Here is a 26,243-nt window from a genome sequence, read left to right as displayed (position 1 = left end):
TGCCGGTGGGCATGAGCTCGGGGCTGCCGTCGGCCCCGTCGAGCGTGAGCCTGCTGGCCGGGAGCGGCCGCCGGGTGTCGAGCCGCTCCGCGGTCGCGGTGACCGGGCCGGTCGCCTCGGGGCGCGGCCTTCGCATCCGGCTCCCGCTGGTGGCCACGGTGTCGCCGGCGAGCTCGTCGTCACGCAGCTGGTCCCAGAACTCGTCCTGCGGACCGCGGGTGTCCGGCACACCCTTGCGCCGCCGGAACTTCGAGAAGATGCCACCAGGAGTCGGCACGTTCGCCCCGACCGTCCCGACCGAGAGCTCGACCATCTGCCACATGCGCCGCATGGGCCGACCCACCAACAGGAAGACCAGCGTGACGATGCCGGCGAGCAGCATCTGGGTGAGCATCGACAGGTTGGTGCCCGGCCCGAAGATCATCTGCAGGAACCGGAAGTGGATGCCGGCCAGGACCGCGAGGATCAGCAGGTTGAGCACGACGGCACCCAGGGCCTTACCCACTCTGCGCAGCACGTCGTGGTGGATCAGGGCGACGAGGCCTATCAGCGGTGCCGCCAGGGTGAATATTCGCAGTAGGGCCTGGGCTATCAGCACCGCGAGCTTGGCCAGGAACTGGAACAGCGAGTAGACGATGGACTGGAACATCGCGAGGAAGCCCGCACCCGCTCTGCTCCCGTCGCGCCCGGTGAAGTAGCCCTGGGCCGAGCCGAGCTCGTTGTAGATCTTGGTGAACTGGTCGCGTTTCTGCTGCTCGCGCTTGTCGTTGGCGTCGTCGAGCTTGGGGATGTCCTCCCACCGCCACGCCTGGGCGTCGAGGAGCTCGCGGCCGTACTTCAGCGCCTTCGGGTCATCCGGGGAGCCGAACTCACCGCGTAGCCAGTTCTCGTAGACGACCCTCGTGTGCAGCTCGGTGGGCAGCACGTCACGTTGGATCCGGTCGTCGTTCGGTTCTCGGAACCCGTTCTGGATGCCGGTCGTGGTCTCGACGATGAACCGGTCCACGAGCGGGAAGTTGTTCACGAGGACGAGCGTGGAGGCCGCCAGCCACATGCCGCCGAGGGCGAACAGCGTCCGCTTGCTGACCGTCGCGAGATCACCGCGCCAGATGTAGCGGAACAGCAGGATGGCGAGGACCAGCATGAACAGGCTGAACAGTTGCATGTAGACGTTGTCGAAGACGGCCTTGGCGGCGTCGTTGATCTGCCCGGTGAGGCCACCGAGGAGGCCGCCGGAGTCCTTGGCCTCGTACAACGAGTAGTGCAGCGAGTTCGTGGCGCCGACGAGGTTCTTGCCGATGTTGAACAGCTCGTTGCCGGCCCAGGTGTCGATGGTGGTGCTGGGGTTGTTGATCGACAGTGGCTGGTTGCACTCGGGGTCGTAGGCGTGCCAGATCATGCCGGCGTAGCCATGGTCGTGATAGGGGCTCGCCGGGTGCTTCGCGTCGGTGTAGGGGACGTCGCTGAACGGCGGGTTGGCGTTGGGGTTTCCCTGCAGGCCCCTGTTCTTCGACGGGTCGATCGCGCCGACCATGCCCGTGCCGGGCCGCTCCGGGTAAGGGGCACAGCTGGTGTCGGGTTGCTGCTGGGCCATGGCGGGGGTGCCGATGAGGGCCTGCATGCCGAGGATCGAGGACACCACGAGCAGGGCGGCGGCCTTGCCCGAGCGGGTTCGGGGCCGGGTGGCGGAAAGTCTGCGCCACCGCCGCACTGTCATGATCAGTACGGCGGCTACCACCACCACGACTGTGCTCACGACATCTCCTCGCAGGCTCCGAGATGCCGGTCGCGGTCGCCCTGTGACATTGACTCGCTCGCAAGCTCGTTCATGCCGCGTCCACTCGTCCCCGTTTGCCAGCCTGGGCCTTCCCGCCGTCCGGCGACGTGCCGCCGCCCGAGCCGTTGCCCCGCTGGTCCACCGGGTGGTGGCCGTTGCCGGGCTGTCCGCTGCCAGGCCCGCCGCCCGGCTGGCCGCCGCCCGGCTGGCCGCTGCCGGGCTGGCCGTTGGGCTCGACGTGGTCGCCCGGGACGTCGTCGTCGGTGAGGCCCAGCTCGAAGTCCGCGGCGATGTCGAACTCGTCGTGCTCGCCGTACTCGGACTCGTCGTCGACGCTGCCGTCGCGTGGGGGCTCGAGGTCGTCGTCCTCGTTGGGGAGGTTCGGGGCGTGCTGGTCGGCGGCGGCGACGGCACCCCGGGTGCTCTCGCGCAGCGCGTCCGGCGTGGTGTCCATCGCGTTGCGGACGTGGTCGAGGTGCGGGCCGGACAGGTCGATCCGGATCCGCTCCACGCCACCGGCACCGTCGCCGAAGATGAACTGGCGCGGGGACGTGTCGCGCTCGGTGTCGCGGTGCGCGCCGGGCCGCCGGCCGAGGCTGGCGATGACCTGCTCGTAGCCCGCGCCGATCGGCACCTTCAGCAGGCGCAGCGCGTCGGCCTGCGCGGACTCGTCGTCCAGGCGCCCGACGAACACCGAGTCGAGCAGCGTGACGAAGCCCTGGATGCGCAGGAAGTCCGCCGGGATCTGGGACGAGAGCATGACCCGGACGTTCCACTTGCGGGAGTCACGGGCGAACCGGTTCATCAGCACCCGGCCCGTCGGCACCTCGGACAGGAAGAACGCCTCGTCGATCCAGACGCCCTTGCGCAGGTCCTTCGGCCGCTCGTAGATCGACCTCTGGGTGAGCCACGCGGCGAGGTTGAGCATCTCCACGCCCAGCGCCTCGGCGTCGGTCCAGTGCTCGCGGCCGACGCCGTCCTTGGGCAGCGTGAGGCCGGCCATGGTGAGCACGGTCAGCCGGTCGTCGCGGGCGTCGGTGTAGGGGTCGGCGTCGGCCTCGGGGATGAGCAGCTGCATGCGCTCGCGCATCTCGTCGAGGAAGTCGGCGACCACGACCGCGTGCTCGTGGTGCTCGCTGGCGTCGCGGCGCAGCGCCTCGAACACCAGGCTCGGGTCCGCGTCCTGCCGGCCGCCGACCATCCGCACCGCACGCAGCAGCACGATCCGGGTCTGCGGCATGCGCGCGATGTCGTAGGGCAGCAGGCCCGTGAGCACGTCGAGGACGAGCCGGCGGCGGGTGGCCGCGGCCAGCGCCTTCTCCCGGCGCCACGCGCGCTCGGGGTCCTCCTCGTCGACGAAGTGCTCGAACTGCGGCTCGGCGACCACCCGGTACGGGTTGAGGATGCCGGGCTGGGCGTTGAGCAGGTTGATCGGCCGCGCATACGGCCGCAGCTCCGGCAGGTCGCACAGCTTCGACAGCGGGCCGGACGGGTCCAGCACGGTCCAGTACGCCCCCGCGCGCAGCGTCTTGTAGACGATGCCGCCACCGAGGAAGGACTTGCCGCCACCGAGTCCGGCGACCATCGCGGTGAGGCCCGAGCCGTCCCGGATCTCCTGGGCCATCCACGGGTCCCAGGCGACCGGGCGCCGGGTGGCGGTGCACGTCTCGCCGAGCAGGATGCCGCGCCGGTCGCCGACCTCGGCGGTGGCGGTGGGCACCGCGGCCGCGGCCCACACGACCGACCCGCGGCGCAGGTAGGCCGTGGACGCCAGCGACTCGCCCGGGATGAACTCGCGGGCCAGGGCGTACTGCGCCTCCGGGTGCTCGATGGCGACCTTGGGCTTGTACAGCTCCAGCAGCTGCTGGGCCATGCGCAGCGCGTCGCGCTCGGTGGGGCCGGACACCGCCAGCCGCCACCACGAGCGGACCCGGGTGGCGAGCGCGGTGAAGCCCGACGTCATCTCGTCGTCGATCTCCAGCACCCGCGAGGCCTGCCGGGCCAGCGACTGCGGCGGCTCCAGCTCGTGCTCGTCGGTGTAGTGCCGGACCTGCGAGCGGACCTTGTTCATCTGCCGGCCCAGCTCGCCGGAGACCTCCTCCGGCCGGCGCACGTAGATCCGCGCGGACCACTCCACCGACGCCGCGAGCCGGTCGGAGTGCTGCACCCACGGGTCGTCGATCTCGGGGATCTGCAGGCCGTGCATCTGGCCGACGGTGAGCACCGCGACGTGCCGGGTCATCCCGGCGTTGGACCCGGTCCGGCCGCGCACGGTGACCGTGGGCGAGTACGGCTCCTGGTGGAAGTCGGCGGCGTCGGTGAACGACGCGAGATCCTCGGGCTCCCACGCGGCACCCGGCACGGCCGGCAGGTTGCGCGGCGCGGGCAGGCCCAGCGAGCACGAGCGGTGCATCAGCCAGGCCATCTCCTCGGCCGTCACCGGCCGGCCCTCCAGCCCCGCGGAGCCGATGACCTGGTCGAGGTGCTCGACCTCGGAGTCCAGCGCGAGCAGCTCGGCGTCGACCGCGGTCGGGAAGATCCGGCGCAGCAGCGGCGCGGCCCGCTCGACGGCCCGGTCGACCATGTTGCGGGTCTGCACCTGCACGCCGAGGTAGACCTCCTTCTCCGCCATCGACCGGCCCAGCAGTTGCTGCTGCTCACCGATCAGGTAGTCGTCGAAGGACAGCGCGCCCTGCGCGTCCGGCAGCCGGTTGACCGCGTTGTGCACGTGCGCCTCGGCCCACATGCGGATCGGGTACGGCCGGGTGGTGACGCGCAGGTGCAGCCAGCGGCCCGCCAGCTCCGCGTACTGGCCGGCGATGGCCGCGATCAGGTCCTGGCGCTGCGAGTCGGAACGGAACGACCAGCGCTGCGGGGAGAGCCGGTACCACGCGAACACGTCGTGCCCGTTGCGCAGCAGGTGACCGTCGATGCTCCGAGCGGCGATGGTCGGGGTGTACGTGGGAATGGACTGCTCCCCTGGCAGACGTCGGTTGCGCTTTCCGTTGCGGCCGGGTGCGACCGCGGGACGGTACTGAGCCGGGTAGGCCGGGTCCCGCTTGATGATCTTGGCCGGTTGCGGCTGCGGTGGCACGCCGGGGTCGCCGTCGAGGTCCCGGTCCGGGGCCGCGTGCCGGCCGTGGCGCGGCGTGGCGCCCTGCCGCGCCCCCGGGCCCAGCGGCATGGCGGGGTGTGGCTGGCCCGCCGGGAAGGGTGCGGCCCGCTCAGGCTCGCGCTTGCTTCGGCGTCCGAACACCGCGAACCTCCCTCTTCCGGGCCGCGCGCGGCGGGGCGCCGCGCGTGCTGGTCGGCTGGCGGGACTTGCTGGTCTGCTTGCTGCCGTGTTTGACGTCGTAGCCGGGGGTGCGTCGCCTGCGGGGTTGCGGCCGCGGGCGCTCGGTGCGGACCCGGACCCGGGTGGCGCTGACCGCGCCGCCCGCCCCGGCGGTCTCCTCGCGGGGAGCGGTGAGCTCGCGGACCCACATCGTGGTCACCGCGCCCAGCGGTCTCTCGTGGCTGATCCGGGAGCAGATGAGCCTGGTGAGCACGATCGTGGCGACCAGGCCCCACGCGATGGACCAGAACAGGGAGATGCCCATCCGCCGTTCGACGGTGAGCACCAGGAGGAACACGACCACGCCGACGCCCCACGCCACGTAGCGGGCGCGCCAGGGCATGGTGGCCTTGGGCGGCCCGAGCCAGACCGCATCGACGCGGTACACCTCGTCGTCAGTACGAATGCGCACGCGATGTCCCTTGTGACGGTCAGCCGCTGGTGAACAGGCTGGCGATCCAGGTGCCGATGTTCGCCCCGGCGTTGGTCGTCACGGCCAGTCCGATGATCGCGAGCGCGACGATGACGCCGCCCAGGCGCCGCATGACACCGGCGTTGTCACCCTTGCCTCCGCCGAGCCACAGCAGCAGGAGGGCGACCACGAGCAGCAGCAGCGGGATGATGTTGTCGAGGATCCAGGTGCGGAGTCCTCCGGTGTCCAGGCTCTGCTGGGCAAGCTGGAGCGTGGTCATGGCGGTCATGTCTTACTCCCAATTGCGCGGAGCGAGTGTCGTCGGGGGAGCTCCGCGCGGCCGGTCCTGCTGTGCGTCTGTCATTTCTTTGGCCCGTTACCGGTCGCCCGGGCGCTGTCGCCCCCGGGCTTTCGCCAACGAGTAGAGCAGATTGGTATCACGATGTGTAGTGGGTGGACACCTCTCCGTAGATCGACATCTGCTCCACCGTGCCTCTCCTCGTGGCCGACCGGGTGCCATCTGACCACAACCATGATGGAGCGAGAAGAGCCGGTCATGGGGGATGACCAGCCTTTTGCACGAATGGCCTGGCAGTTTCACTCGGTTGCGGAACCGTCCTTCACGGTAGGTGTGGCACGTCACATGTCAACACGTGCGCGAAGCGGCCGCCAGCCACCCGTTCGGTCGATCTGCAGCGACCGTCTCTGCATCGTGACCACCTCGTGAAACGCCTTCGCCCGACCGCGCTCGGGATGTCCTCCGGACGCCCCGTGCACTGCTCCGAACGGCGCAGGTGCGAGCCAGGAGGAGCACCGGGCCGGCAACGGCCCACGCGGAGCGTGACCAATTCGAGACGATGTCCCGGTCGGAATCGGTGACCGGCCTCACCGCGTTACGCGCCGGGTCTGAGTTCGGCGGTTACCGCACCGCCGCGGCGGTGTCCTCGGCCGGTCCGGCGGACCTGATCGCGGCACGGACAGATGGGGCGGACGAGTCGGCGGGTAAGCCGGATCCTGTCCCCGGCGCCTTCCGGGCCGGGGGGCGGTCATCCATCTGGGCCTGCCGTCGCCGGCAGGCTCTAGCGGCCTACCCGCAGGCTCGGGCGAGCAGCCCTCGAACGCCTGCGCAGGAGCCCGTGAGGGCTCCCTCTTGGCCTTGCTCCGGGTGGGGTTTACCGAGCCACCCCGGTCACCCGGGGTGCTGGTGGTCTCTTACACCACCGTTTCACCCTTACCTGGCGTGACCCGCCGGCGCCAGAGGCACCGGCAGGCCGCACCAGGCGGTCTGTTCTCTGTGGCACTGTCCCGCGGGTCGCCCCGGGTTGCCGTTAGCAACCACCCTGCTCTGCGGAGTCCGGACTTTCCTCGGCGGGTTTCCCCGCCGCGACCGCCCAGCCGACTCGTCCGCCCACCAGGATCTCACGTCAGGTGCGAGGTGTCGTTCACCAGGCGGACGGATGCGTACCCGTCCGGGTAGAACTCGACGATCGACAGGGACGCGAGGTCCAGGTGCAGCCGGTAGAGCAGCGACGGCCCGACGTCCAGGCCCATCCGCAGCAGCGACTTGATGGGCGTGACGTGGCTGACCACGATCACGGTCCGGCCGCCGAAGCGGGCGACCAGCTGGTCGCGGACTCGCCGGACCCGGTCGTGGACCTCGGCGAAGCTCTCCCCGCCGGGCGGGACGACGGTCGGGTCGGCGAGCCAGCGCGCGTGCGGCTTCGGGTCGCGAGCGGCGGCCTCGGCGAAGCTCAGCCGTTCCCACTCGCCGAAGTCGGTCTCGACCAGGCCCTGGTGCACCTCGACCTCGCCGCCGGTGGCCTCGGCGATCGCGGTGGCGGTCTGCCGCGCGCGGCCCAGCGGCGATGAGACCACCGGCGTGTCCGCGTCGACGCCGGCGAGCGTGGCGACGCGGGCACCCACGGCCTTCGCCTGGCGCCCGCCCAGCTCGGTCAGCGGGACCTCGCCGTGGCCGGAGTAGCGGCGCTCGACCGAGAGCTCGGTCTGCCCGTGGCGCACCAGCAGCAGCCGGGTCGGGGTCCCGGTCGCCCCCGTCCACCGGGTGGCGGGCACCTCGGCGGACACCACAGCGGGCACCACAGCGGGCGCCGCGGCCCGCCTAGCTTTTCCCGACTGGGCGTCCATCGCCTCGTTGGCCAGCCGGTCGGCGTGGGAGTTGCGGGCCCGCGGGATCCACTCGTAGCGGACCCGGGCGAACCGGTCGGCGACCTCCCGCGCCTGCTCAGCGATCGGCTGCAGCGCGGCGTGCTTGATCTTCCACCGGCCGGACATCTGCTCGACGACGAGCTTGGAGTCCATCCGGACGTCGACCTCGTCGGCACCCAGCCCGGCCGCGGCCCGCAGACCCGCGAGCAGGCCCTGGTACTCGGCGACGTTGTTGGTGGCGACGCCGATGCCCTCCGCGCGCTCGGCCAGCACCTCGCCGGTGACCGCGTCCCGCACGACCGCGCCGTAGCCGGCGGGGCCGGGGTTGCCGCGCGAGCCGCCGTCGGCCTCGACGACTACCTTCACAGCCCCGACTCCGGCGTGCGCACCATGATCGCGCCGCACTCCTCGCAGGTGACGACCTCGTCGGCGGGCGTGGCGGCGATCCGCGAGATGGCGCTGCGGTCCAGCTCGATCCGGCACGCGCCACAACGCCGGGCCCGCAGCAGTGCCGCGCCGATGCTCTTGTTCTTGCGCACCCGCTCGTAGAGGTTCAGCAGCGGCTCGGGGAAGCCGGGCACGAGCGTCGCGCGCTCGGCGTCGCGGCGGGCCTCGGTGGTGTCGAGGTCGGCGAGCACCTCGTCGCGCCGCCGGTTCGCGTCCGCCAGCGCCTCCTCGGCCTTGGCCAGCTCGACCCCGGCGTGCTGACCGTCCAGCTCGACGGCCTCGCGCCGCTCCATCAGCTCCAGCAGCTCGTCCTCGAGCGTGCCCTGCCGGCGCTGCAGGGTGGCGAGCTCGTGCTCGAGGTCGGTCATCTGCTTGGCCGACACCGTGCCGCCGGCGAGGAGCCCGCGGTCGCGGTCCTCGCGGGAGCGCACCGCGTCGATCTCCTTCTCCTGCCGCTTCACCTCACGGTCGAGGTCGGCGAGCGTGGTGTCGCTCGCGACCCGCGCGTCCCGCTTGGCCTGCACAGCCTTCTCCGCGTCCGCGACCTCCACGAGCTCCGGCAGCGTGCGGCGCCGGTGCTCGACCCGGGACAGCTCGGCGTCCACATCGGCCAGCTCGAGCAGCTTGCGCTGCACTGCGGGATCGGCTTTCACCCTGGGAACCTCCCGGTTCGGCCTGGCACCGAAGACACGGTCCAGGGATCGGTACGACGGGTTGACACGGTGACGTTGACGTTACCGCCGAGCACGTCCCGCAGGACGGCCGCCGCCTGCGCGCACCACGGCCACTCGCTGGCCCAGTGCGCCACGTCGACGAGCGCGGGCCCGCCGGCGCCGGCCAGGTGCTCGCTCGCCGGGTGGTGGCGCAGGTCCGCGGTGACGTAGGCGTCCACGCCGGCCCGGGTCGCGGCGTCGAGGTAGCCGTCGCCCGCGCCGCCGGAGACCGCGACCGTGCGGATCGAACGCTGCGGGTCACCCGCCGCGCGGACCCCACCCGCGGTGGCCGGCAACGCGGTGGCGACCCGCTCGACGAACTTCTCGAACGGCTCGGCGGCGGGCAGCTCGGCGATCCGGCCGATGCCGGTGCGCCCGTCCGGGTTGGGCGCCAGCGGGCCGACGACGGTGAGGCCGAGCGTCTCGGCGAGCGCGTCGGACACGCCGGGGTCGGCGGCGTCGGCGTTGGTGTGCGCGCAGAACAGCGCCGCGCCGGCGCGGACGAGCCGGTGCACGAGGCTGCCCTTCGGGGTGCTCGCGGGGACGCCGTGCACGCCCCGCAGCAGCAGCGGGTGGTGCGCGACGATCAGCTCGGCGTCGAGCTCCAGCGCTTCGTCCACAGTGGACTCGATGGGGTCGACGCAGACGAGGATCCGGCTCACCCGCTCGGCCGGGTCGCCGCACACGAGCCCCACCGCGTCCCACGGCTCGGCGAGCTCGGGCGGGTAGGCCGTCTCCAGCACCTCGACGACGTCGGCGACCGTCGTCACGTCAGCACCTCCGTAGTCAGCTCGGCACGCAGCGCGTCGACGAGCAACGCGGTGCGCCGGGGGTCGCGGACGGCCACCCGGAGGTGGTCGGCCGTGAGCCCGGGGAACGTGTCGCCGCGGCGGACGGCGATCCCGCGGCGCCGCAGGCCCGCGCGGACCCGCTCGCCGTCGCGGACGCGGAGCAACAGGAACGGCGCGGCCGCCGGCAGCCGCACCTCGACACCCGGGAGGCCCGCCAGCTCGGCGACCAGGTGGGCCCGGTGCGCACCGATCTCGTGGGCGGCCGCGTCGGCCTCGGCCACGGCGCGCGGCGACGCGCACGCGGCGACGGCCTCGAGTACGAGCGTGCCGACCGGCCAATGTGGACGGTGCGCGGCGAGCCGGGCGAGCAGCGCCGGGTCGCCGAGCGCGTAGCCGGCCCGCAGGCCGGGCAGTGCCCAGGTCTTGGTGAGGCTGCGCAGCACGAGCAGGCCGGGCAGCCGCTCGCCCGCCAGCGACCCGGGCTCGCCGGGCACCGCGTCCATGAACGCCTCGTCGACCACGAGCACCCGGCCGGGCCGGGCCAGCGCGCGGATCGCCGGCGCGGGGTGCAGCACCGAGGTCGGGTTGGTCGGGTTGCCGAGCACCACCAGGTCGGCGTCGTCCGGGACCAGGCCGGGGCGCAGCGCGTAGCCGTCGTCCGCGCGCAGCAGCACGTGGTGCACCGGCACGCCGGCCTGGCGCAGCGCGACCTCGGGCTCGGTGAACGACGGGTGCACGAGCGCGGCCTTTGCCGGCCCCAGCGCGGGCAGCAGCGCGAACCCCTCGGCGGCGCCGGCCAGCACGAGCACCTCGGCCGCGGCGCGCCCGTGCCGCGCGGCGACGGCCGCCCTGGCCACTCGGTCGTCCTCTGTGGACGGATAGCTGCCGATCCGGTCGAGCGCGGCGGCCAGCCGCTCACGCAGCCAGGCCGGGGGCGCGCTGCCGCGGACGTTCACCGCGAAGTCCTCGAGCCCCGGCTGGGCGTCCACGTCGCCGTGGTGCCGCAGATCCGTCATCCGCGCGATCCTACGTACCGCGCGGGACCCACGCCGAGAAGGCGGGTGAAGTGCCGGGTCAGGTGGGCCTGGTCGTAGAAGCCGGCGAGCGTCGCGGCCTCCGCGGCCGGGTGGCCGTCGAGGAGGAAGCGCCGGGCGAGCTCGAGCCGGCGGCCGGTGAGGTAGCGGTGCGGCGGGATGCCGAACTCGCGGCTGAACGCCCGCACCAGCGAGGCCGGGTGCGCGCCGAGCATGGCGGCGGCCTCGTCGAGCGGCACGCCGCCGGGCAGCCTCGTGTCGAGCAGCTCACGCAGCCGGTGCGCCACCCCCCGGCCCGTTGCGGGGGCCGGCTCGGCCTGGTGACGCAGGTGGCCGGCCGGGCGCTCGGCCACGAACGCGAGCCGGCTCGCGGCCTCGAGGTCCTCGGTGCGCCGGGTCAGGACCTCGTGCAGCTGGTGGATCCGGGTGCGCAGCAACGGGTCGGCGAGGCTCGGCCGGTCGACGGCGGCGCCGACAAGCCCGGGGCCGAGCACCGCGCGGTCGAGGTAGAGCACGCGCTTGCGGAAGCCCTCGGGCCGCACCGACCGGCCGTCGTGCGGCACGCCCGGCGGCAGCAGGGTCACCGCGTCCCGCAGCGCGCCGTGCTCGTGCCGGTCGAGGTCGTAGTGGACCAGGCCGTCGTCGACGATCAGCAGCGTCCACGCGTCGTGGGTGTGCGAGGGGTAGGCGTGCTGGGCGAAGCGGGCGTGGAAGACCTCCTCGATGCCCGCGACCGAGGGGTGCCACGCGGTGATGTCCGGGCGGGTGCCCATGCAAGGAACGTACAAGACCGGACCGGTCCCGTGCGGCGACGCTGACCTGGTGCGATTCGAGACGAAGATCGCGGTCGTGATCCGGGACGACCTGGCCACCTGGCAGCGCCTGAACGTGTGCGCGTTCCTGGTGAGCGGGATCGCGGCGGCCGTGCCCGAGCTGATCGGCCAGCCCTACGCCGACGCCGACGGCACCAAGTATCTGCCCATGTTCGGCCGGCCGGTGCTGGTGTTCGAGGCCCCGGCCGCGGTGCTGACCGCGGCCCACGCCCGCGCCGACGCCCGCGGCCTGCCGATGTCGATCTTCACGGCGGAGCTGTTCGCCACCGGCGACGACGAGGACAACCGGGCCGCGGTGCGCGCGGTGCCGCGCACGGACCTGGACCTGGTGGGCCTGGCCGTACACGGCCCGCGCAACGCGGTGGACAAGATCGTCAAGGGCGCGCGGCTGCACCCCTAGAGCTTGGTGACCTTGCCGGTGGCCAGCTCGTAGGTGGCGGAGAAGACCTTCACCCCGTGGTGGGCGACCGCGTCGCTGACGATGTTGGAGCGTTCCCGCAGGATCCCGGCGCTGCGCCGGGCCTGCTCGGCCACGCACGCGGCGAGGAACGCGGCGGGGTCGGAGTTCGGCGCGGTGGCGCGGACCGCGGGCTCGACCGAGCGGACCAGCGTGCTGATGTCCCCGCTGACCTCGGCGTCGCCGTTGACGACGTCGATGGTGGCGCTGACCGCGCCGCAGCTGGCGTGCCCGAGGACGACGATCAGCGGCACGCCGAGGTGCTCGACGGCGTACTCGATGCTGCCGATGACGGCCGTGTCGAGGACCTCGCCCGCGGCGCGGATGACGAACAGGTCGCCGAGGCCCTCGTCGAACACCAGCTCCGGCGGCACCCGCGAGTCGGCGCAGCTGAGGATCACCGCGAACGGGTGCTGCCCGTTGACCAGCGACTCGCGCCAGGCCAGCGACTCGTGCGGGTGCTTCTGGTGCCCGGCGACGAACCGGTCGTTGCCGGCGACGAGCTTGCGCCAGGCCTGGTCCGCGGTCAGCTCGGTGACCCGGGGGTCGCCGGCGTGCCTGGGTGCGGCCGAGGCGGTGGCTCCCGTCGTCATGGTGGCTGCGGCCGCTGTCGCGGCGGCGCCGAACAGGGTGCGCCGGGACAGCCCGGCGCCTTCGGTGTTGATCACGTGCCCAGCGTATTACCGCTCGACAAGGTGTTCGGGCAGACTCGGCGGCGTGCACGTGTGCTTCGTCTGCTCCGGCAACATCTGCCGCTCCCCCATGGCCGCCCTCGTCCTCACCGAGCACCTGCGGCGGGCCGGGCTCGCCGACCAGGTGCGGGTGACCAGCGCCGGCATCGGGCCGTGGCACGTCGGCGAGCCGGCCGACTCCCGGGCCGCGCGCACGCTCGCCGGCGCCGGCTACCCCACCGGGCACGTCGCCGCGCAGGTCGGCGCCGAGCACCTCGACGCGGACCTGCTGCTGGCCATGGACGCCGGCCACGAGGCGGCCCTGCGCGACCTGCTCGAGCACCACGGCGACGACCCGGACCGGGTGCGGATGTTCCGCTCGTTCGACCCCGCCGCCCGCGGCGACCTCGACGTGCCCGACCCGTACTACGGCGACCGGGACGGCTTCGCCGACGTGCTCGCCATGATCGAGGCGGCCACACCCGGCGTGCTGGCCTGGGTCCGCGAACGGCTGTGAACATCGAGGCGCTGACCGGTTCGCCCGCGACGAGCACCACCTCGCTCGGCGGCACCGCGCGGCGGGTCGAGCTCGCCGACGGCCGGACCGTCGTCGCGAAGCGGCACGACCAGGTGACCGCGTTGCGGGCCGAGGTCGCCGGCCTGCGCTGGCTCGCCGAGCCCGCGGCGGTCCCGCTGCCGGAGGTGCTGGGCCACGACGACGAGTGGCTGGTGGTGGACCTCGTCGTGCCGGGCGCGGCGTCGGCCGGGGCCGCCGAGGGGTTCGGGCGCGGGCTGGCCCGGCTGCACGCGGCCGGCGCGCCGGCGTTCGGGTCGCCGCCGCCGGACGGGCCGGCCGACGCGTGGATCGGCCTCGCGCCGATGCGCAACGTCACCGGTGACGCGTGGCCGGCCTGGTACGCCGAGCACCGGGTGCGGCCGTACCTGCGCGGCGCCGTCGACCAGAGCGTGCTCGCGGGCGGCGACGCGCGGGCGATCGAGACGGTGTGCGAGCGGATCGAGTCGCTGGCCGGGCCCGCCGAGCCGCCCGCGCGGCTGCACGGGGACCTGTGGAGCGGCAACGTCCAGTGGTCCGCCGACGGCCGCGGGTGGCTCATCGACCCGGCGGCGCACGGCGGGCACCGGGAGACCGACCTCGCGATGCTGCACCTGTTCGGCTGCGCGCGGCTCGACCGGATCGTCGCGGCCTACGACGAGACCGCGCCGCTGGCCGACGGCTGGCGCGGGCGGGTCGGGCTGCACCAGCTGTTCCCGCTGCTGGTCCACACGGTCCTGTTCGGCGGCGGCTACCCGAGCCAGGCCGCGTCGGCCGCCCGGGCGGCACTGCGCGGATGACGCTGGCTTACCGTGGTGGGGTGCGGTTGCGGTTCCTGCTCCGGCCCGGATGGCTGGCGTTGACGTTGGCGGTGCTGATCTTCGCCGCCGCGTGCTTCGTGGTGCTCGCGCCGTGGCAGTTCAGCCGGCACGCGGAGCGCAAGGCCACCAACGACGCGATCAACCGGTCGTTCACCGCCGCCGAGGTGCCGATCGAGGCCCTGCTGCCGGCCGGCGAACCGCCCGGGCCGGACACCGAGTGGCGGACCGTCACGCTCACCGGCAGCTACCTCGCCGACCACGAGGTCGTGGCGCGGCTACGGACGGTGCAAGGGCAGCCGGCGTTCGAGGTGCTCACCCCGTTCCGGCTCGCCGACGGCGCGGTGGTCCTGGTCGACCGCGGTTATCTCCGGCCCAAGGAGAGCGCGGTCCCCGGCTATCCGGCGCCACCGTCGGGCACGCGGGAGCTGACCGCGCGGATCCGGGTGGACGAGCGCGACCCGCGCGCGCGGGCGGCGCTTCCCGGCGACAACGGGCACCAGCAGGTGTACGCGGTCGACTCACGAGCCGTGGCGAAGGTGACCGGTTTGACGATCCGGCCGGGCTACGTGCAGCTCACGGACGGCAGTCCCGGGGTGCTGGCGGCGCTGCCGCTGCCGGAGCTCGACGCGGGGCCGTTCCTGTCGTATGCGCTGCAGTGGATCACGTTCGGCGTGATGGCGCTGCTGGCGTGGCTGTACTTCACGTGGCGGGAGATCCGGCCGGGCGGCGTGCTGGCGACACCGGCGCCGGAACGGCCGCGCCGGGTGTCGGTGGCCCGGCAGATCGCCGAGGAGGAGGCCCGGGAGCGGGCCGCGTCGGCTTAGCTCTGGTCGCGCTGGCGGGGTCGTCCTCCGCGACACGCGTCGCCGCCGGCACCTCGCGTGGCCTCCGGCCCCCGGTATCAATTCTACGGGTGGACACCGACATTTCCGGGCGTCGTCGAGTCGGCTGTGGACAGTCCCGTTCTGGCGCGCGCTTGTCCACAGGCCCAACATCGGCGGCCCGAAAGTGTCGGTGCCCGTCGGTAAGCTGGATTCTGGGGGGCCGGAGGCCACGCCCCGCCCGATTCCGGCGGTTGTCCACAGGCTCGCTCGGCCGCGCCCATAAATGGTCGGTGTGCCTCAGTAGGCTGGATCTCGGGGGCCGGAGGCCACGCCCGGTCAGCGGGCGGCCGTCAGCGGCGGGAGCGGAGCAGCGCGATCAGGGCGGTGAGCACGGCCGTCAGGCCGCCCACCACCCGGGACAGCTCCACCGCGCGCGTCACGTGGCCGGAGTCGGGCATGCGCCCCTCCCCCATCACCGGGCGTTCCTCGACGCCGTGCGCGTACACCGTCCGGCCGCCGAGCCTCACCTCCAGCGCGCCGGCGAAGGCCGCCTCCACCCGGCCGGCGTTCGGGCTGGGATGGGCGGCCGCGTCGCGGTGCCAGGTCTGCCACGCACCGCGCCAGGAGCCGCCGACCACCGGGGCGCCGACGACGGTCAGCGCCGCCGCGAGCCGGGCCGGCAGCAGGTTCACGACGTCGTCGAGCCGGGCCGACGCCCAGCCGAACCGCCGGTAGCGCGGCGACCGGTAGCCGACCATCGCGTCCAGCGTGTTGACCGCGCGGTAGCCGAGCAGCCCCGGCACCCCCGCGACCGCACCCCACAGCAGCGGCGCCACGACCGCGTCCGACGTGTTCTCCGCGACCGACTCGACGGCCGCGCGGGCCAGGCCGTCGGCGTCCAGCTTCTCCGGGTCGCGGCCGCACAGGTAGGGCAGGCGTTCGCGGGCGGCGGGCAACTCGCCGGCGTCGAGCTCGCGGCCGATCGCCGCGCCCTGCACGGCCAGCGACCGGCCGCCGAGCACGAGCCACGTCGCCGCCGCGGTGGTGGCCGCCTGGACGACCGGCCGGCCCCGGCCGGCGCGCTCCGCGAGCACCCCGATCGCGACGGCGCCTCCGCTGAGCACGGCCGCGTGCACGATGCCGGGCAGCTTGTGGTCGCGGTAGAGGACCCGCTCGACCCGCTCGGCGACCTTCCCGAAGCCCGCCACCGGATGCCCCCGCCGCGGATCCCCGAACGCCCCATCCGCGGCGACGCCGAGCAGCAGCCCGACCGCACGCGCCACGCTCACCACGTCCGTCACCCCCACCGCCCGGCCGGTTGCCGGGCCACCGAGGTCGACACGGTAGCGCCACCGGCCACACGACCCGCACACAGGCGCCGATCCCCGGCCGCCCACCGTTCCTCGGCGGCCGTGGGCCCGGGCTAGTCCGCCTCCCCGGGATTAAAAGTGTGCGTTGCGTCCCGGCGAATGGTGCGGGTATCGAGGTGGAGGGTGGCTGGGTGCCGTCACGGTCCCCTGAGGTTCCGGTGGTCGGCGCAGGACTTCACCCGATGATCTACGAGACAGGCCTTAGGCGGCAGCCCAGGCGGACAGCATCAGGCGGGCGATCGAGGTCGGGCCGGGGAGCTTGAGGCCCTCGATGTCGCCGCCGGCGGCCAGGGCCTTTCGCAGCTCTGTGCGGGAGACCCAGCGGGCCTCCTCTATCTCGCCGTCGGCGGGGCGGAGCTCGGCGCCTCGTGGGGCGAGCGCCGTGAAGCCGACCATGATCGAGCGGGGGAACGGCCACGGCTGGCTGCCGAGATACCGGATGCCGGTGACCGAGACGCCGACCTCCTCGGCGATCTCGCGCGCCACGCACGCCTCCAGCGACTCGCCGGCCTCGACGAAGCCCGCCAGGACCGAGTAGCGCTCCGGGGGCCAGATCGGCTGCCGGGCCAACACGACACTGGCGCCGTTGACGCCGACGTCGTCGTGCACGAGGCAGATGACCGCCGGGTCGGTGCGCGGGTACTCCTCGCGCCCGCACCCCGTGCAGTGGGTCGCCCATCCCGCGTTGACCCGCTCGGTGGGCGCGCCGCACTTGGCGCAGAAGCCGGCCCGCGCGTGCCAGCCGGTGAGCCCGACCGCGGTGGTGTACAGGCCCGCCGACGTGTCGTCCAGCAGCGCACCGACCGTGCGCAGGTCGTGCCACTGCTCGCCGTCCTCGGAGGCGGCACCGGTCCACAGGCCCCACGCGTTGTCCGGCGACGCCACACCCTCACGCAGCTGCTCGGCCCGCTGCACCGCCCAGTAGCCGACCCCGTCGTGCTCGCCGAGCAGCAGCGCGTCCGGCGGGCGCTCGTCGGCGATCCGCACCGCCGGCCGGGTGGCGAGCGTGGTGGCGCCCGCGCCGACCGGGGTGCGGCCCTTCTCGTCCAGCAGGATGACCCGGCCGGTGGCCCACAGCTTGGCCAGCCGGGCCGGGTCGGTGCGCACCAGCTCGTTGCGGTCCACTGTGGACCGCGACAGGCTGGGCAGCTCCGCGAGCTGGAACGGGGTGCTCATGCGGTGACGACGCCGCCCAACGACTGCAGCAGGCGCAGCTGCGCGGCATCGCCGACGACGACACCGGTGTAGCGGGTGGGCGCGAAGAACTCCAGCGCCGCCTCCGCGATCTGCTCGGCGCTGACCGCCGCGAGCCGCCCCGGGTGGTCGACGAGCCAGTCGACACCCAGCCCGAGCTCGGCCAGCGCGGCGAGCTGCGAGGCGAGCCCGCCCTGCGACGCGGTGGAGATGAGCAGCGACCCGATCGCGTACTGCCGCACGGTGTCCACTTCGGACTCCGTGGGCGGCACGAGGCCGAGCCGGGCCAGCTCGTAGCGCATCTCGAGCAGCGCGGGCGCGGTGACGTCGCTGGCCGTGTCGGTCTCGACCAGCAGCGTGGCGCCGCTCGGCGTGAACTCCACGGACGACCGCGCGTGGTAGGTGTAGCCCTTGTCCTCACGGATGTTCTCGACCAGGCGCGAGGAGAAGAAGCCGCCGAACACGAGGTTGGCCAGCTGCAGCGCCGGATACTGCGGGTCGGTGCGCACGATGGCCTGCGCGGTGAGCCGCAGCTGCGACTGCACCGCCCCCGGCCGCGGCACGAACAGCAGGTCGCCGGCGGTGATCTCCGGCAGGTCGGGCAGCTCGGCGGCCGCGCGGTCGGCGGACCAGCCGGACAGCGCCCGGCCGATCCGGGTGACCGCGTCGTCCGGCGTGACGTCGCCGACCAGCACCAGCACCGAGCCGCGCGGCAGGACGCCGGCGGTGTGCAGCGCGCGCACCTGCTCGGGGGTGACCGTGGCCACGTCGCCGGCCTCGGGCATCTCGCGGGTGTACGGGTGGTCGCCGTAGCGGTGCCGCTGCAGCGCCTCGCGCGCGATGACGCTGGGCTGGGACCGGGCGACCGCGATGCGCTCGACGAGCCGGTCGCGCTCGCGGCCGACCTCGTCGTCGCGGTGGACGGCGCCGGTGAGCGCGTCGGCGAGCACGTCGAGCAGCGTGTCGAAGCCGCTGGCCAGCGCGTTGCCGCTGATGCTGAGCCGCTCGGGGTCGACGCCGGCGTCGAGCTCGCCGCCGACGAGCGCGAGGTCGGTGTCGATGGCGACCCGGTCGCGGCGGTCGGTGCCGGTGAGGATGGTGGCGGCGAGTACCTCGGCGCGTGCCGCGTGCAGCGGATCGGTGCCGGCGAACGGGATGCGCAGCCGCAGCTCGACCGTCGGGACGGTGGGCGCGTGGACCGCGACGACCCGCAGGCCGTTGTCCAGCACGGTGTCCACTGAGGACAGACCGGTGGCCGCGCGCTGCACGGCGAGCGCGGGCAGCGGCCGCGGTCCGAGCTCGGTGTGGCCGATCTCGGCGGCCGTGCGGAACGTGGTCACTGGTCTCCTCCTGCGGGCGTGACGGTGAGGACCGCACGCGAGTCGGGGCGCAACGCCTTGGCCGCCGCGGCGACGGCGTCCGGGGTGACCGCGGAGATGCGGTCGGGCAGCGTGTGGACGAGGCCGGGGTCGTTGTAGAGCAGCTCGAGCGAGCCGAACGCGAGGGTGCGCGAGATCAGCCGGTCGTGCTCGCGGTGCAGGCCGGCCACCCAGCGGGCGGTGACCTTGGCGAGCTCCTGGTCGGTGGGCGGCGTGGCCGCGAGCTTGTCGAGCTCCTCGTCCACGGCGGCGAGCACCCGGGCCTGGGCGACGTCGGGCGAGTGCACGGCGGTGACGATGAACGTGTCCGGGTCGCGCGCCTCGAACGGGCCGAACAGCCCGCAGGCGGCGTTGACGTCGGTGACCAGCGGCTCGCGGTGGACCAGGCGCTGCTGGAGCCGGGAGCCGTCGCCCTCGGAGAGCACGGCGGCGAGGACCAGGTTGGCGAGGTAGCCGTCGAGCTCGTTGACGGGGTCGGGCATCCGGTAGCCGAGCGCGAGCGCGGGCAGCGGCGCGTGCGGGTCGACGTGCTCGCCGCGCAGCTCGCCGGCGGGCGGCGGCTCGGCGAACGAGGGCCGCTGGGGCGCCGGGCGGGCCGGGACGTCGCCGAAGTGCTTGTCGATCAGCTCCCTGGCGCGCTCGACGCCGATGTCGCCGGCGACGGTGAGCACGGCGTTGGCCGGCGCGTAGTAGGTGTCGAAGAACTGCGCGCAGTCCTCGAGGGTGGCCTGCTCGAGCTCGGTGAAGTCGCCGTAGCCGTTGTGCGCGTTGGGAAAGGTCTGGTAGAGGACCGGGGGCAGGAGGATCCAGGGGAACCCGCCGTAGGGCCGGTTGAGCACGTTGAGCCGGATCTCTTCCTTCACCACGTCGACCTGGTTGCGCAGGTTCTCGTCGGTGAGCTTGGGCGCCCGCATCCGGTCGGCCTCGAGGAAGAGCGCGCGCTCGAGGCCGGCGGAGGGCAGCACCATGAAGTAGTCGGTGTAGTCCGGATGGGTGGACCCGTTGAAGGTGCCGCCGGAGGACTGCACGTGCCGGAAGTGCGCGAGCTTCTCCAGGCTCTCGCTGCCCTGGAACATGAGGTGCTCGAACAGGTGCGCGAAGCCCGTGCGGCCCTCCGGCTCGGACCGGAACCCCACGTCGTAGTGCACGCTCACGCCGACGACCGGAGAGGTCGGATCCGGCGCGAGGACCACACGCAGACCGTTGGGCAGCGTGAACCTGTTCAGCTCGGTTGCTGGCATATCCGCAGCCTACGTGTCAACGCCGACGATCGGCGGCCAGCCCGGCGAGTGGATCACCGCCTCGGGTGAACGGCGTTGTGGCTTCCCTCGGTGGCGTGTTGGTCGGCGGCCGAGGGCGGCCGCGCGGTGGGCCGAACACCGTACGTTTGGCTCCCGTGCGCGGGCGGCGCTCGCGCGCGCGAGCAGAACTCCGGTAGGGCAGCCCCCACCCACTCCGGGGTCAGTTGTTGCCGGACCACGGATTCTGTTGCCAGACCACGGATTCGGCGCGTCGGGCGAGCAGAGGTGGCGGCAGGGCGGGGTGAGGTCACTCGGAGGAGCCGGTTAGGGCTTGTTGGCCTGCTTCGTCCGTTTTCAGGCGGGCCCAGGAGCCGTCGGTGAAGTGGATCTGGAGGAATCTCGGGCCGCCGCGGAACTGGGGGACCAAGGGCTGCTTCCACTTCTCCACGCCGGCCAGGGCCTGGCGGGGGGCCTCGAACTCGCAGACCAGCTCCGCGTCGCCTGGACGTTCGTGTAGGGGTGGGCGGCGCATGCTCTTGGCGAACTCCGTGGCCGAGGCCTTCACGAACTTGCCCAGCCCGCGCAGCGCGCCGCCGATCGACCCCTCGCGTTTGGCCTCCGCCAGGTGGTCCTCCGCGTCCTGGCCCGCGGCGCGGTCGCGTAGGCGCAGCACGGCAACCCGGTGCGAGGTGATGACCAGCCACGCGTGCTCGTGCCGCAGGCCTCGATAGAACCCGACCGCCGCGCACTGGGGATGGTCGCCGCGGACCGCGATGTACTCGCCGGCGGTGCCCCCGCCCACGAAGGCGTCGATGACCGCGCCCGCACCCCGCTCGAACGCGCCCGTGGGGTGGCCGTCCTCGTCGAGGCCGCGCACCTTGTAGCGCTCACGGTCGAGCTCGCCGGCCGACGCCAGCACCTGGATGACGTCGCCGCGCAACCAGGACGAGGCGAGCGAGCCGACGAGCCTGGCCTCCGCGACGCCCGGCACCTCGTGCGGAATCTCGGTCATCAGGCGAACCCGCGATCCATCGCGTCCCGGTTGTGGCCGTTGCGCTGGTTGACGGCCGTCTGGATCTCCTTAAGCGCCCGCACCAACCACTGCGGCGTCTTGGAGATCTGCCTGAGGAGCCGCCGCTCGCTCTGCTCCTCAGCCTGCCGCAGCCAGTCCTCCGCGCTCGACACCGTTCCTCCGCACATCGGTCCATCCGGGTGTTGCGCCGAACGTACCGAAGCCCACCGACAATCGGCGGTCGTTCAGCGAAGCTGCCCCGATGCGGTGAGCACCGCGTCCAGCTCGCGGAGGAACACGGGGAAGTCGGCGACGATGTTCTCGCCCTCGAACCAGTAGATGCCCGCGGTGCCGTCGGCCGCCGTGTCGAGGTCGGCGAACCGGGCTAGCCAGCCATCGGTCTCGCCGAGCACCACCGCGTAGGGCAGCGACCGGGACAGCACCATCTCCCGGTCCGCGGCCGGCACCTCCGACGCGTCGGTGCCGCGCAGGTAGCCGAGCAGCCCGCGCACCTGCTGCACCAGCACGCTGCCGCGCTTGGTCCGCGCCGGCATGAACCGGGCGCCGAGCGCGAGGCCCAGCCCGCCGATCACGACCGCGACGCCGAGCAGCGCGTGCCCGATCGTCAGCGCGAGCACGACGGTGGCCGCGACGCCGAGGACCGCGACGAGCACGCCGGCGAGCATCCAGCGGGTCCGCTCGTGGTCGGGCCTGCGGGCGAACCACTCGTGCCGCACCACCCCGGCGTAGAGCTCGTCGCGAACCCCGGACAGGTCGAGCCGGCGGCCGCGCAGCTGGGCCAGCGACACCTCGCTCGCGTCCCCGAGGAGCGCGTTCCACACCGCGCGCTCGTGGCCGGTGAGCGCGTCGTCCGGCGGGTTGCGGCGCAGCAGCAGCCAGTCGTCCCCGGCGCGCCGGACCGAGAGGTAGTTGCGTACCGCGAGGTCGACGACGGTGGCGGTGACGTCGGCGACGTCCACGTGCTCGTCGACGACCGTGCCGACCTCGCCGGGCAGCACGCCGTCCGGCGAGGCGAACGCGACCCGGCCGCCGTCGGTGACCAGCAGCTCGACCGGGCCGACGTCGGCGGCGAGCGCGCGGGCGTCCCGGCCGCGGGCCAGCCACAGCAGCACGAACCCGCCGACCAGCACCAGCGCCAGCACGCCGAGGCCGAGCCCGCTGACCGGGGTGAGGGCGAACGCGCTCGTCGTGACGTCGTCGAACCTGGCGTTGCCGCCGACCGCGCCGCTGGGCAGCGTGACCGCGAGGTCGACCCGCTCGCCGGCCGCCAGGTCCTCCTGGACGACCCGCAGGACCTGGCCGTGGTCGGTGAGCGCGGACGAGCAGGGTGCCTCCGAGCCGCGCCGGCCGGCCAGGCAGACGATCTGGCTGGGCAGCTCGGGCGCGACGAAGCTCGCGCGCAGCAGGCGGACGTTGACGTCCCAGCCGCCGGCCACCTGCCAGCGGACCTCCTGGTGGTCGCCGGCGTCGACGACCGCGCCGTCGACGGTGTAGGTGACCGTGGTGGCGCCCCCGCCGAGCCGCATGACGAACTCGTCGCCGGTGATCTCGGTGCTGCCGTTGCCGGCGAGCTTCACGTCCCGGACGGTGAACACCCGGTCCGTGTCGTCGCCGGCCTGGATGCGCAGCGGCTGGTGGCGGGTCATGGTCTTGCGGGCCTGGACGAACACCTGCTCGGTGACCGACAGCCGGCCGTCGTGCTCGACCTTCAGCGCGATGTTGACGCTCTGCGGGAGCAGCGGCACGGGCCGCGGGCCGGTCGGCGGGGTGCTCGGCCTCGTGGGGTCGAACGAGATCGACGGACCGGTCGGCACGGGGAACTCGAGCGTGGGTCCGCCGGGCGGTGGCGGAGGGATCGACGGTCCCGTCGGTTGCGCCGATCCCAACATCGCGGCGCCGGACACCGCTGCTGCCGCCGCGAGCGCGGCCCCCCAGTTCGCCAACACGCCTGCGGAGGATAGTGCAGTGCCCATATGCTCACCGCCTGTCCGGCAAGATCGGGCCGGGGTGATCTGCCGGGTGATCGGATTGTGGGGGGACAAGCGGGGATGACTCAGCCACCACCGGGTCCGTGGCGGCCGACCGGGCCGCTGCCACCGCCGCAGGCGCGCCCCCTTCCGCCGCGACCGGCCCCGGGGTACCGGCCGGGTCGGCACGCGGGCCCGCCGCCGGCCGCGCCCTCTCCCACGCCGCCGTACCAGGGCGGGCCGCCGACCGGGCCGTACCAGCGGCCACCCGGCCAGACCGGGCCCTACCAAGCAGGGCCACCCGGCCAGACCGGGCCATACCAAGCCGGGCCGACCGGCCAGACCGGTCCGTATCAGGCCGGGCCGCCCGGTGGGCCGCCCCGACCGCCGTTCCCGCCTCCCGGCCCCGGTGGGTTCGGGCCGCCGCCGGGTGGGCGATTCCCCGGCCCGCAAACGTTTCCGCCCGGCTTTCCCCCACCCGGCCAGGGCGTCCCGCCGCCCGGCTCGACGGCGCCGCCGTGGCTGCAGGGCTATCCCGGCCATCCGGGGATGCCGCGCCCGCGGCCGAAGTCCAACACCGGCCCGCTGGTGGCGACGATCCTGGTCGCCGTGCTCGTCGTCAGCGCCGGCCTGATCGGGTTCCTCGCGCTGAACAAAAGCGGCGACCACGTGGCCGACACCGGCTACGACGCGCCCGCGACGACCAGCGGCAACGAGTCGAGCACCACCACCGAGACCACGACCACGACCACCGACGCGACAACGACGACCACCACCAGCGACACGGTCGGCACCACCACCCAGGACACGCCGACCGAGACCACCCCGGCGGGTCCGCAGCCGGTGTACACGCTCGGCGACAACCCGCTGTTCGCCGCCGACAACGGCACGCCCGCGGTGACCTGCAACCTGGTGCGCTGGACGACCGACCCGCAGGGCGCGGCGGCGTTCTTCACGAGCGCGATCCCGTGCCTGGACGCGGCGTGGGGACCGGTGATGCAGCGGGCCGGGCTGCCGTTCTTCCCGCCGAAGATCGAGTTCCCCGAGGGCACCGAGTGGTCGAGCCCGTGCGGCTCGGTGTCCGGCGGCCGGGCGGCGGCGTTCTACTGCGCGGAGAACAACACGCTGTACATGCCGTTCTCGGGGCTGCAGAGCGAGACGTACGGCGCGCACCCCGGGGTGTACCTCGCGTTGCTGGCCCACGAGTACGGCCACCACGTGCAGGCGCTGAGCGGGGTCATGGACGCCTACGCCCAGGCACGCTACGACGCGGGCGTGGACTCGGAGGCGGGGCTGGAGCTGTCCCGGCGGCTGGAGCTGCAGGCGCAGTGCTTCTCGGGCATGTTCCTCGCGGGGACCTACTCCCGCGGCTCGGTCGACGACAACATCCTCAACGAGGCCCGGACGACCCAGGACCGCGGCGACCACCAGGCGGGCGTGCCCCGCGACCACGGGACGGACGCGCACACGTCGGGGTGGTGGGAGCAGGGCGCGCAGAAGAACCGGACGTTCCAGTGCAACACGTGGCTCTCGCCCCCGGCGGACGTGGCTTAGGCAGGCTCAGGCCACCAGGCGCAGGGCGGGCGGCAGGGCCGTGCCGCGCGGGCCGCGGCGGATGAGGAACGCGTAGCCCGCCCCCGCGAGACCGCTCGCGACCACGAACACCAGGCCCAGCCCCTCCCCCGGCGCGCTGTCGCCGACGGCCGCGGCGGCGGAGTGGACCACCAGGTCGTCGCGGGGTGGGCCGGGGGGCACGAGGATCTCGACCGGCTCGCCCTTCGTGTGGCCGCAGCCGTCGAAGCGGGCCCGGCGCTCGGCGCCGTTGATCTTGAACGTGACCGTCTCGGTGGCGCCCGCCTTGCTGCACGGCGCGCCCGCGGTGACCGTGGCGGCCACCCGGGTGCCCCCGTCCTCGGCCGCCGAGGAGAAGCCGAGCAGGCCGAGCGCGCTCACGACGACCGCGACGAGGACGCTCAGCACGAACAGCCCCAGGCCCGCCGCCGCCCAACGCAAGTAACCGGGTGGTACCTGCCAGCCCGCGATCCGCACCCGACGATGGTCGCAGATGCCATCGAGGGTGAGTACCTCAGTCGGTGTCGCTCGCCGGAGTGACCTTCTTGACGTAGAGCAACCGATCACCAGGCTCGATGGCGTCCGCCTCCGGGTGATCCACTCGGAAGAGTGTCCCGTTGCGGACGACGCCCAACACTATGTCGGACAGGTGGCGCGGCGACCCGCCGATCTCGCCGGGCTCGACGTCCCGCTCGGCGATCGCCAGGCCGGACTCGGGCGTGATCAGGTCCTCGACCATGTCGACGACGCTGGGCGTGTGGGTGGCCATGCCGAGCAGCCGGCCGGCCGTCTCGCTGGAGACCACGACCTGGTTGGCGCCGGACTGGCGGAGCAGGTGGACGTTCTCCGCCTCCCGCACGGCCGCGACGATCTGCGCCTTGGGGGCCAGCTCGCGCGCGGTGAGGGTGACGAGCACCGCCGAGTCGTCCCGGTTCGCGGCCACGACCACCGCCCTGGCGCGTGGCACGCCGGCGACGCGCAGGACGTCCGAGCGGGTGCCCGAGCCGTGCACGGTGACGAGGCCGAGCGCGGAGGCGGCGTCCAGCATCGACTGGTCGGTGTCCACCACCACGATGCGCTCGGCCTCGACGCCGTCGGATAGCACCGAGCTGACCGCCGAGCGCCCCTTGGTGCCGTACCCGACGACCACCACGTGATCGCGCACCTTCGACCTCCATCGTTGCAGCTTGAAAGCCTGACGGGAGCGCTCGGTGAGGACCGCGAGCGTGGTACCGACCAGGACGATCAGGAAGAGCACCCGCAGCGGGGTGATCACCAGGATGTTGACCAGCCGAGCGGTCTCGCTGACCGGGGTGATGTCACCGTATCCGGTGGTCGACAGCGACACGGTCGCGTAGTAGAAGCAGTCCAGCAGCGACAGCCCGTCGCCGTTGGTGTCGCGGTAGCCGTCGCGGTCGAGGTAGACCAGCAGCACGGCCGCGAGCAGCGCGACGAACGCCCAGATGACCCGGCGCACGATCGAGGCCATCGGGCTGACCGAGCTCTCCGGCATGCGGATGACGCCGACCAGCGAGTGGTCCGGTCGATCGGTCAGCCGGTCGACGGCCAGGCGCGCACGCAGCTTGCGCGACAGGCGGTGCCCGGGCTCGTCAGGGCTGGTCACGGGCGCAGACTAACGTGGGGGCCGCCGGTG

24 protein-coding genes and 1 other RNA gene are annotated in these 26,243 nt (G+C 73.5%); 5 read left to right on the top strand and 20 right to left on the bottom strand.

The features are described from left to right. The 10 genes from VGD70_RS13695 to VGD70_RS13650 all read right to left on the bottom strand — a co-directional run. On the bottom strand, positions 1–1,756 hold a 1,756-nt coding region (locus VGD70_RS13695), incomplete at its 3' end, for a magnesium transporter (protein WP_331081700.1). A 70-nt stretch (positions 1,757–1,826) separates the two neighbouring features. Beyond that, positions 1,827–4,961: an ATP-binding protein gene (locus VGD70_RS13690; protein ID WP_414637960.1), complete on the bottom strand. Its 3,135-nt coding sequence runs from the start codon at positions 4,959–4,961 to the stop codon at positions 1,827–1,829. A gap of 40 nt (positions 4,962–5,001) precedes the next feature. Further along, positions 5,002–5,523 carry a hypothetical protein gene (locus VGD70_RS13685; protein WP_331081698.1) on the bottom strand — a complete coding sequence of 174 codons (522 nt, stop codon included), beginning with the start codon at positions 5,521–5,523 and terminating at the stop codon, positions 5,002–5,004. A gap of 19 nt (positions 5,524–5,542) precedes the next feature. Beyond that, positions 5,543–5,812, bottom strand: coding sequence for a hypothetical protein (locus tag VGD70_RS13680; RefSeq protein WP_331081696.1), 270 nt, complete (start codon positions 5,810–5,812; stop codon positions 5,543–5,545). Positions 5,813–6,510: 698 nt separating this feature from the next. Continuing rightward, positions 6,511–6,926: RNase P RNA component class A (gene rnpB, locus VGD70_RS13675), an RNA gene on the bottom strand. A 16-nt stretch (positions 6,927–6,942) separates the two neighbouring features. Next, the gene (locus VGD70_RS13670; RefSeq protein WP_331081694.1) at positions 6,943–8,055 is read right to left on the bottom strand and encodes a bifunctional RNase H/acid phosphatase; all 1,113 of its coding nucleotides are present in this window, start codon (positions 8,053–8,055) and stop codon (positions 6,943–6,945) included. Further along, positions 8,052–8,789, bottom strand: a complete 738-nt coding sequence (locus VGD70_RS13665; RefSeq protein ID WP_331081692.1) for a zinc ribbon domain-containing protein — start codon at positions 8,787–8,789, stop codon at positions 8,052–8,054. Before VGD70_RS13665 ends, VGD70_RS13670 begins: the two co-directional genes overlap by 4 nt. Beyond that, positions 8,786–9,619, bottom strand: a complete 834-nt coding sequence (locus VGD70_RS13660; protein WP_331081690.1) for a Nif3-like dinuclear metal center hexameric protein — start codon at positions 9,617–9,619, stop codon at positions 8,786–8,788. Before VGD70_RS13660 ends, VGD70_RS13665 begins: the two co-directional genes overlap by 4 nt. After that, the gene (gene cobC / locus VGD70_RS13655; protein ID WP_331081688.1) at positions 9,616–10,656 is read right to left on the bottom strand and encodes an Rv2231c family pyridoxal phosphate-dependent protein CobC; all 1,041 of its coding nucleotides are present in this window, start codon (positions 10,654–10,656) and stop codon (positions 9,616–9,618) included. The genes VGD70_RS13660 and cobC overlap by 4 nt, the downstream gene beginning before the upstream one ends. Next, positions 10,653–11,447, bottom strand: coding sequence for an AraC family transcriptional regulator (locus tag VGD70_RS13650; protein WP_331081687.1), 795 nt, complete (start codon positions 11,445–11,447; stop codon positions 10,653–10,655). Before VGD70_RS13650 ends, cobC begins: the two co-directional genes overlap by 4 nt. On the opposite strand from VGD70_RS13650, the gene VGD70_RS13645 reads away from it, so the two are divergent. Then, complete coding sequence (locus tag VGD70_RS13645; RefSeq protein ID WP_414637959.1) at positions 11,446–11,907, top strand: DUF2000 family protein; 462 nt, start codon at positions 11,446–11,448, stop codon at positions 11,905–11,907. The genes VGD70_RS13650 and VGD70_RS13645 overlap by 2 nt on opposite strands. Here the strand turns inward: VGD70_RS13645 and VGD70_RS13640 are convergent. Next, entirely contained in the window at positions 11,904–12,632 is a 729-nt protein-coding gene (locus VGD70_RS13640; protein ID WP_331081685.1) for a carbonic anhydrase, read from the bottom strand. The genes VGD70_RS13645 and VGD70_RS13640 overlap by 4 nt on opposite strands. Before the next feature lie 49 nt (positions 12,633–12,681). Between VGD70_RS13640 and VGD70_RS13635 the strand changes: the two genes are divergently transcribed. From VGD70_RS13635 to VGD70_RS13625, 3 genes are read left to right on the top strand one after another with little or no spacing between them, the layout of a single operon-like run. After that, the gene (locus VGD70_RS13635) at positions 12,682–13,152 is read left to right on the top strand and encodes a low molecular weight protein-tyrosine-phosphatase (protein WP_331081683.1); all 471 of its coding nucleotides are present in this window, start codon (positions 12,682–12,684) and stop codon (positions 13,150–13,152) included. Continuing rightward, on the top strand, positions 13,149–13,988 hold the full coding sequence (locus VGD70_RS13630; protein ID WP_414637958.1) for a fructosamine kinase family protein: 840 nt from the start codon (positions 13,149–13,151) through the stop codon (positions 13,986–13,988). Before VGD70_RS13635 ends, VGD70_RS13630 begins: the two co-directional genes overlap by 4 nt. A 20-nt stretch (positions 13,989–14,008) precedes the next feature. Further along, positions 14,009–14,833: an SURF1 family protein gene (locus VGD70_RS13625; protein WP_331081681.1), complete on the top strand. Its 825-nt coding sequence runs from the start codon at positions 14,009–14,011 to the stop codon at positions 14,831–14,833. Between the two features lie 350 nt (positions 14,834–15,183). Here VGD70_RS13625 and VGD70_RS13620 read toward each other — a convergent pair whose 3' ends face one another. The 7 genes from VGD70_RS13620 to VGD70_RS13590 form a co-directional block, all read right to left on the bottom strand. Further along, positions 15,184–16,122 (bottom strand): cobalamin biosynthesis protein, encoded by a 939-nt coding sequence (locus tag VGD70_RS13620; protein WP_331081714.1) that lies wholly within the window; start codon positions 16,120–16,122, stop codon positions 15,184–15,186. 282 nt (positions 16,123–16,404) lie between these two features. After that, entirely contained in the window at positions 16,405–17,379 is a 975-nt protein-coding gene (gene nudC / locus VGD70_RS13615) for an NAD(+) diphosphatase (RefSeq protein WP_331081679.1), read from the bottom strand. Then, positions 17,376–18,737 (bottom strand): pitrilysin family protein, encoded by a 1,362-nt coding sequence (locus tag VGD70_RS13610; RefSeq protein ID WP_331081677.1) that lies wholly within the window; start codon positions 18,735–18,737, stop codon positions 17,376–17,378. Before VGD70_RS13610 ends, nudC begins: the two co-directional genes overlap by 4 nt. Then, on the bottom strand, positions 18,734–20,017 hold the full coding sequence (locus VGD70_RS13605) for a pitrilysin family protein (RefSeq protein WP_331081675.1): 1,284 nt from the start codon (positions 20,015–20,017) through the stop codon (positions 18,734–18,736). The genes VGD70_RS13610 and VGD70_RS13605 overlap by 4 nt, the downstream gene beginning before the upstream one ends. Positions 20,018–20,324: 307 nt before the next feature. After that, positions 20,325–21,029, bottom strand: coding sequence for a hypothetical protein (locus tag VGD70_RS13600; RefSeq protein WP_331081673.1), 705 nt, complete (start codon positions 21,027–21,029; stop codon positions 20,325–20,327). Next, positions 21,029–21,202 (bottom strand): hypothetical protein, encoded by a 174-nt coding sequence (locus VGD70_RS13595; RefSeq protein WP_331081671.1) that lies wholly within the window; start codon positions 21,200–21,202, stop codon positions 21,029–21,031. Before VGD70_RS13595 ends, VGD70_RS13600 begins: the two co-directional genes overlap by 1 nt. Before the next feature lie 72 nt (positions 21,203–21,274). After that, on the bottom strand, positions 21,275–22,996 hold the full coding sequence (locus VGD70_RS13590) for a DUF2207 domain-containing protein (protein WP_331081669.1): 1,722 nt from the start codon (positions 22,994–22,996) through the stop codon (positions 21,275–21,277). Positions 22,997–23,566: 570 nt separating this feature from the next. Between VGD70_RS13590 and VGD70_RS13585 the strand changes: the two genes are divergently transcribed. Further along, positions 23,567–24,571, top strand: a complete 1,005-nt coding sequence (locus tag VGD70_RS13585; RefSeq protein WP_331081667.1) for a neutral zinc metallopeptidase — start codon at positions 23,567–23,569, stop codon at positions 24,569–24,571. 6 nt (positions 24,572–24,577) lie between these two features. Here VGD70_RS13585 and VGD70_RS13580 read toward each other — a convergent pair whose 3' ends face one another. Together VGD70_RS13580 and VGD70_RS13575 are read right to left on the bottom strand one after the other, a co-directional pair. Then, entirely contained in the window at positions 24,578–25,066 is a 489-nt protein-coding gene (locus tag VGD70_RS13580) for a hypothetical protein (RefSeq protein ID WP_331081665.1), read from the bottom strand. A 37-nt stretch (positions 25,067–25,103) separates the two neighbouring features. Next, positions 25,104–26,171 carry a potassium channel family protein gene (locus tag VGD70_RS13575; RefSeq protein ID WP_331081712.1) on the bottom strand — a complete coding sequence of 356 codons (1,068 nt, stop codon included), beginning with the start codon at positions 26,169–26,171 and terminating at the stop codon, positions 25,104–25,106. Positions 26,172–26,243: the final 72 nt, after the last annotated feature.

Origin of the sequence: Actinophytocola sp. (assembly GCF_036402745.1) — a bacterium.
In the GTDB taxonomy this organism is placed as follows: domain Bacteria; phylum Actinomycetota; class Actinomycetes; order Mycobacteriales; family Pseudonocardiaceae; genus Actinophytocola.
Note: the sequence above shows the minus strand (reverse complement) of the source record. Positions and strands in the feature narration are given on the sequence as shown.

Coding starts and splice junctions, on each gene's coding strand:
- cobC (WP_331081688.1), bottom strand. CDS start 10,656: ATGACGGATCTGCGGCACCACGGCGACGTGGACGCCCAGCCGGGGCTC.
- VGD70_RS13650 (WP_331081687.1), bottom strand. CDS start 11,447: ATGGGCACCCGCCCGGACATCACCGCGTGGCACCCCTCGGTCGCGGGC.
- VGD70_RS13605 (WP_331081675.1), bottom strand. CDS start 20,017: ATGCCAGCAACCGAGCTGAACAGGTTCACGCTGCCCAACGGTCTGCGT.
- VGD70_RS13680 (WP_331081696.1), bottom strand. CDS start 5,812: ATGACCGCCATGACCACGCTCCAGCTTGCCCAGCAGAGCCTGGACACC.
- VGD70_RS13600 (WP_331081673.1), bottom strand. CDS start 21,029: ATGACCGAGATTCCGCACGAGGTGCCGGGCGTCGCGGAGGCCAGGCTC.
- nudC (WP_331081679.1), bottom strand. CDS start 17,379: ATGAGCACCCCGTTCCAGCTCGCGGAGCTGCCCAGCCTGTCGCGGTCC.
- VGD70_RS13690 (WP_414637960.1), bottom strand. CDS start 4,961: ATGCCGCTGGGCCCGGGGGCGCGGCAGGGCGCCACGCCGCGCCACGGC.
- VGD70_RS13585 (WP_331081667.1), top strand. CDS start 23,567: ATGCCGCGCCCGCGGCCGAAGTCCAACACCGGCCCGCTGGTGGCGACG.
- VGD70_RS13645 (WP_414637959.1), top strand. CDS start 11,446: ATGCAAGGAACGTACAAGACCGGACCGGTCCCGTGCGGCGACGCTGAC.